This is a genomic window from Dolichospermum sp. UHCC 0260, assembly GCF_009711985.1.
GTDB lineage: Bacteria > Cyanobacteriota > Cyanobacteriia > Cyanobacteriales > Nostocaceae > Dolichospermum > Dolichospermum lemmermannii.
In genome coordinates this window covers 87,057-91,651 of record NZ_VIKZ01000002.1, presented here as the reverse complement: position 1 = coordinate 91,651, position 4,595 = coordinate 87,057, and the positions used below count along the sequence as shown (strand labels likewise).

The 4,595-nt window shown below is 38.0% G+C and carries 6 protein-coding genes; 3 read left to right on the top strand and 3 right to left on the bottom strand.

Features of this window, described 5'->3' with window-relative positions:
- Positions 1–2 precede the first annotated feature (2 nt).
- Together FJR08_RS01330 and FJR08_RS01325 are read right to left on the bottom strand one after the other, a co-directional pair.
- Positions 3–317 (bottom strand): DUF3593 domain-containing protein, encoded by a 315-nt coding sequence (locus tag FJR08_RS01330; RefSeq protein ID WP_015083350.1) that lies wholly within the window; start codon positions 315–317, stop codon positions 3–5.
- Positions 314–649: a DUF2499 domain-containing protein gene (locus tag FJR08_RS01325; RefSeq protein ID WP_015083349.1), complete on the bottom strand. Its 336-nt coding sequence runs from the start codon at positions 647–649 to the stop codon at positions 314–316. Before FJR08_RS01325 ends, FJR08_RS01330 begins: the two co-directional genes overlap by 4 nt.
- 26 nt (positions 650–675) lie before the next feature.
- Between FJR08_RS01325 and csaB the strand changes: the two genes are divergently transcribed.
- Both csaB and FJR08_RS01315 read left to right on the top strand, forming a co-directional pair.
- Complete coding sequence (gene csaB, locus FJR08_RS01320) at positions 676–1,722, top strand: polysaccharide pyruvyl transferase CsaB (RefSeq protein WP_148763832.1); 1,047 nt, start codon at positions 676–678, stop codon at positions 1,720–1,722.
- 291 nt (positions 1,723–2,013) lie between these two features.
- On the top strand, positions 2,014–2,565 hold the full coding sequence (locus FJR08_RS01315; protein WP_015083347.1) for a ferritin-like domain-containing protein: 552 nt from the start codon (positions 2,014–2,016) through the stop codon (positions 2,563–2,565).
- 126 nt (positions 2,566–2,691) lie between these two features.
- Here the strand turns inward: FJR08_RS01315 and FJR08_RS01310 are convergent, their stop codons facing one another.
- Complete coding sequence (locus FJR08_RS01310) at positions 2,692–3,366, bottom strand: fasciclin domain-containing protein (RefSeq protein ID WP_168631903.1); 675 nt, start codon at positions 3,364–3,366, stop codon at positions 2,692–2,694.
- Between the two features lie 416 nt (positions 3,367–3,782).
- On the opposite strand from FJR08_RS01310, the gene FJR08_RS01305 reads away from it, so the two are divergent.
- The gene (locus tag FJR08_RS01305; protein WP_148763828.1) at positions 3,783–4,577 is read left to right on the top strand and encodes a glutathione S-transferase family protein; all 795 of its coding nucleotides are present in this window, start codon (positions 3,783–3,785) and stop codon (positions 4,575–4,577) included.
- Positions 4,578–4,595: the final 18 nt, after the last annotated feature.

The window sequence follows — 4,595 nt, the reverse complement described above, 5'->3', positions numbered from 1 at the left end:
TTCTATTCCCTGTTTCCTGTTCCCTGTTCCCTGTTCCCTAATTCCTGTACTGCTTGGCGAAAACCTAAGACTAGTAAGATGTTAGCAAGGGTTAAAAAAACTTCGGCACTGCCATGTAACCAGTCTACGTTGGCTAGTTGTTCTCCGTACTGGACTTTGGCGTAAATGGCGGCGGGGATGGTGATGGCGACAAATACCAATGTGCCGTAAAATCCATATAGGGCTAAACGTGGCATTTGTGGACTGCGGCTAATAAACCACAAGAAACCCAGATAGGGAAAGAGAGAAAGGGCAAAGAGGGTTTCTTTTGATATCATTGTTCTGATTTGATAGATTGTGTCTCAATGGGGCTTGTAGACTTGGTAGAACGCCAAATTAGATAAGCTGCTGCCCAGAGAGTAAAGTTACCAACTAATGTCATGGTAGCTTGTAGGGTGACTAACCATTCTAATGATTCGGAATTGTCGAAATAATGCCAAGTACAAGCACACATTGCGCTAATTAAAGCTGGTAACATGGCAAAGGACAATCCCCACCAACTCCGATTTTCTGTAAGTTCACCGTATATCCAAATTAGCCAAATTGCGGCTATCCACTCAATGACGCTAGAAATATGAATTATCCAGGTGGGAATCGAAAGGGCGTGCATAATTAATCTAAAATCTAAAATTTAAAATGGGGAAAATGCGGGTTTTATTGTCTGGGTATTACGGTAAGGGTAATGGTGGTGATGAAGCTTTGTTAGCCACACTTCTGCAAATGCTACCACTTGATGTTACTCCTGTGGTGCTTTCTGGAAATCCTGAAGAAACTCATCGGCGTTATGGTGTGGAATGTTACAACCGCATGGCGATTTTCTCAGTCTTCAAGGCTTTGCGTTCTTGTGATGCTTTTGTTTGGGGTGGTGGTAGTTTAATTCAAGATGCTACCAGCAGCATTAGCCCTTTTTATTATGGCGGATTAATGGCTTTAGCTCAAGTTATGGGTTTGAAAACTGTGGCTTGGGGACAGGGTATAGGTCCTTTGTTGCATTTCCAAACTCGTTGGTTAGCAAAGGGGAATTTTGCAGGTTGTACTCAAGTGAGTGTGCGCGATCGCTCCAGTTCTCGGTTATTATCAGATTGGAGTATACCCCATATCCTTGCCCCTGACCCAGTTTGGGCGTTAGATTCAAAGCCAGTCCCAGAATTAGTAGATTTACCAAAACCCAGAATTGCAGTTACGTTAAGAAATCATCCTCAATTGACAGAAAACAGGTTAGCAAATTTAACTCAAGCTTTAGTTAATTTGCAGAAAGAAACCCAAGCTTTTATTTTATTATTGCCATTTCAAAAAAGTGAAGATCTAGGAATTGCGGAAAAAATTCATACTCAATTACCAGATGTGAGTAGAGTTATTTGTTCCGAAGATCCACAAATTTTAAAAGGTGTATTTCGCGGTGTGGAAATGTCCATAGGAATGCGTCTCCATAGTTTAATTATGGCAGCAAGTGAAGGTTCACGTTGTTTTGCATTGAGTTATGATCCCAAAGTTAACCGATTAATGGAAGATTTAGAAATACCTGGTTGGGATTTAAAGGATTTACCAGATGATATACATTTAATTAGTAAAAGTTGGATTAATTATTATTATCATGGTGAATCTTTGTCACCTCATAAAATTCAATCTTTAATAAATGGAGCTTTTTTACATCGGGATTTGTTGAAGGAAGCTTTAAAATGAAATTTCCTCAATAGCACTTAAGTAGTGGATACAGCAGCTTTCAGCAGTCTAAACTGTGATTCTTGTGATTTGGATGATTTGGATGATTTTGGGGATAAAAAACCCATTAATCATCTAAATCAAATTAATCACATAAATCATAGTTCAGACTTTTGTCTGATATTGTCACTGCAATCACAATTAAACTTCACACCCTTACTGTGTCTTTAGTAAGAAGAGAATTGGTCGGACTAGACGTAGGGTTAATGGAACGACTGTTAAAGGCAGCGAAATACCATTAGGAGAATCATCATGGTTTTAGTTAGCGAGCGTCCAGGGACGAAAAAAATCACCAGCTTACAACAGCAGTTTATCTATGAAATGAACATCATGTACGATGCTGAAAATCGCTTCTTAGAAGCCCAGCAAATGATGTGGCAATGTTGTCAAAATAGTAAATTGAAAGCTGTGATTGAGCCACATCTTCCAGAAACTGAACAGCATATCGAAAACCTGAAACAGGTTTTATCTATTTTAGGAGAGCAACCACAACGAATTACCTGTGATCTTGCGGTTGGTTTAATTAGTGAAGGTCAAAAATTTGCCCTTTTAGCTGCCGATAATCCCAAAATTATTGACTTAGGATTGGCAGAATGGCATAGTAAGATTGAACAATTGGAAATAGCTTGTTATCGTGGTTTAATTAAGGTAGCGGAACAAATGGGACAAAACCAAGTTGTCCAGTTGTTAGAGCAAAACTTACACCAAGAAGAACAGACAGCACAAAAGCTGGAACAGTTGATGATGCAGTTAGTTCAAGAAGCGAAGCAAACTGAAGCTAAGACTACTGCTAAAGCTCGTTAGTTTGATGGCTATTTCTTCAAAAAAGTCCAGTTTAAACTGAGTCTTTTCCCATGGTAAAATCCCCGATTTTTTTCGAGAATTTGGGGATTTTAACTTACGGATTTTGATCAATCAAATACTAAAAATCTATAAACTAGGAGGTAGAATCAAATTATCAATTTGATGAATAACTCCGTTGCTACCTTCAATATCTGGCTTGATTACCTTTGCATCATTGATTTGTACACCATCACTATCAACTTTAACAGTAATAGGATCTCCTTGTAAGCTTTTTATTTCTCCAGATTTCAAATCTCCAGAGAGTACCTTTCCAGAGACTACATGATAAGTTAAAACCTTCACCAATACTTCCTTATTTTCTGGCTTCAATAAATCCCGTAACGCTTCTGCTGGAAGTTTCTTAAATGCTTCATCTGTGGGAGCAAAAATGGTAAAAGGACCATCTCCCTGTAAAGTATCTGTCAGTCCTGCTGCTGCTAAAGCTTTGATCAGGGTTGTAAAAGATTCATTAGCATTAGCTAACACTACTAGGTTTCTGGTTTCTTTTGTTTCGGTTAGAGGTGCTGTTGGGGTGGGTTTAACAGTGGGAACTTCTGTTTCTGGCTGTGTGGGTGTGGTAACTGGTGCAGTTTCACTGGGCTTTTTACCACGATTGTAGAGCGGTTCGTTGAAAATACTTGGTCTGGAATTGGGATTGCGGACTTCTTTCGCTGGAGATGGGATAGTAGTTAAAAGACCGATACTCATTAATCCCATGATTGCAGTAATTTTGGTCAATAATTTGCTGTAATTAGCGTTCATAAATTTTGTTTGTATTGATTGCATATAAGTTATATCAAGATTTATCACATTCTGCCAACTAAAAAGGTTCTTGACTGAGGAACAAGATTTTTTGTAAAAATTTAGGTAAAGTTATCAAAGAATTTAGAAGTCGGTAGTCAGAAGTAGGAATATTATAATATCCAACAATTTCAACAATTTCAACAATTTCAACAATTTTATGCTGTGAACTATTTTGAAAATCTCAAGTGTCTGGAAAAATGCTCAATCAATTGACAGGCATAACAATCCGAGTTTAATTATCACACAAATTCGAGTAACTTTCAACTTGATGGGCAACAACTCAACCCAGAAAATGATAAATTCACAGGAAAAATGCTAAGAATTAAGGATACAATTATAAAATTAACAACTAAACAAGTTGCAGAATATACAATATGCTAGAACTATATCAGTGGGAACTATCTCAATTTTCCGAAAAAGTTCGTTTACTCTTAGATTATAAAGGACTGGAGTATCGCAAAATCGAAGTTGCACCAGGCATTGGCCAGCTAGAATTATTTCGCTTGACTGGACAAAAACAAGTTCCAGTGTTAAAAGATGGCAATAGATATATTGCTGATTCTACAGAAATCGCTAAATATTTAGATTCAGAATACCCAGATCGTCTGCTGATACCGATAGATCCCAAAAAACGCGCTTTGACTTTATTATTGGAAGATTGGGCTGATGAGTCAATCGGTGCTAAAGGTAGAAAGGCTCTATTTGCAGCTATTAGTCAAGATCAGAGTTTTCGTAAGTCGTTGTTACCAGTTTCCACTCCAGATATTCTCAGAAGTGTTATCGAAGGTGTTCCTGGTGATTTTCTGTCAGCGCTGGGTTTTGGTGTCGGTTTTACACCAGATGTGGTAAATGCGGCTGTTACTAGCTTAAAACAAGATTTGGATATTATTACCCAATTGTTGGTAGGTAGTCCTTATTTAACAGGTGATGAACCAACTTTAGCTGATTTAACAGTTGCTAGTTTATCAATGCTTTTGAAGTTTCCCGATGGTGCTTATTTGGATTTACCAGTATCTCTGAGAGGGAAAGGATTGTCCAGCATAGCCAATAATCCTGATTATGAAGCATTTTTCGCTTGGCGCGATCGCATCTATTCACAATTTAGAAAACCATTACCAGGAATCACACCACCCGGAGGAAATTCACCAACAAGTATTCAAATTGACTAAAGAATGGGTAATGGGTAA

Excerpts from the sequence above, each read along its gene's own strand:
- FJR08_RS01310 (WP_168631903.1), bottom strand. The coding sequence starts at position 3,366 with ATGAACGCTAATTACAGCAAATTATTGACCAAAATTACTGCAATCATG.
- FJR08_RS01305 (WP_148763828.1), top strand. The coding sequence starts at position 3,783 with ATGCTAGAACTATATCAGTGGGAACTATCTCAATTTTCCGAAAAAGTT.
- FJR08_RS01325 (WP_015083349.1), bottom strand. The coding sequence starts at position 649 with ATGCACGCCCTTTCGATTCCCACCTGGATAATTCATATTTCTAGCGTC.
- FJR08_RS01315 (WP_015083347.1), top strand. The coding sequence starts at position 2,014 with ATGGTTTTAGTTAGCGAGCGTCCAGGGACGAAAAAAATCACCAGCTTA.
- FJR08_RS01330 (WP_015083350.1), bottom strand. The coding sequence starts at position 317 with ATGATATCAAAAGAAACCCTCTTTGCCCTTTCTCTCTTTCCCTATCTG.
- csaB (WP_148763832.1), top strand. The coding sequence starts at position 676 with ATGGGGAAAATGCGGGTTTTATTGTCTGGGTATTACGGTAAGGGTAAT.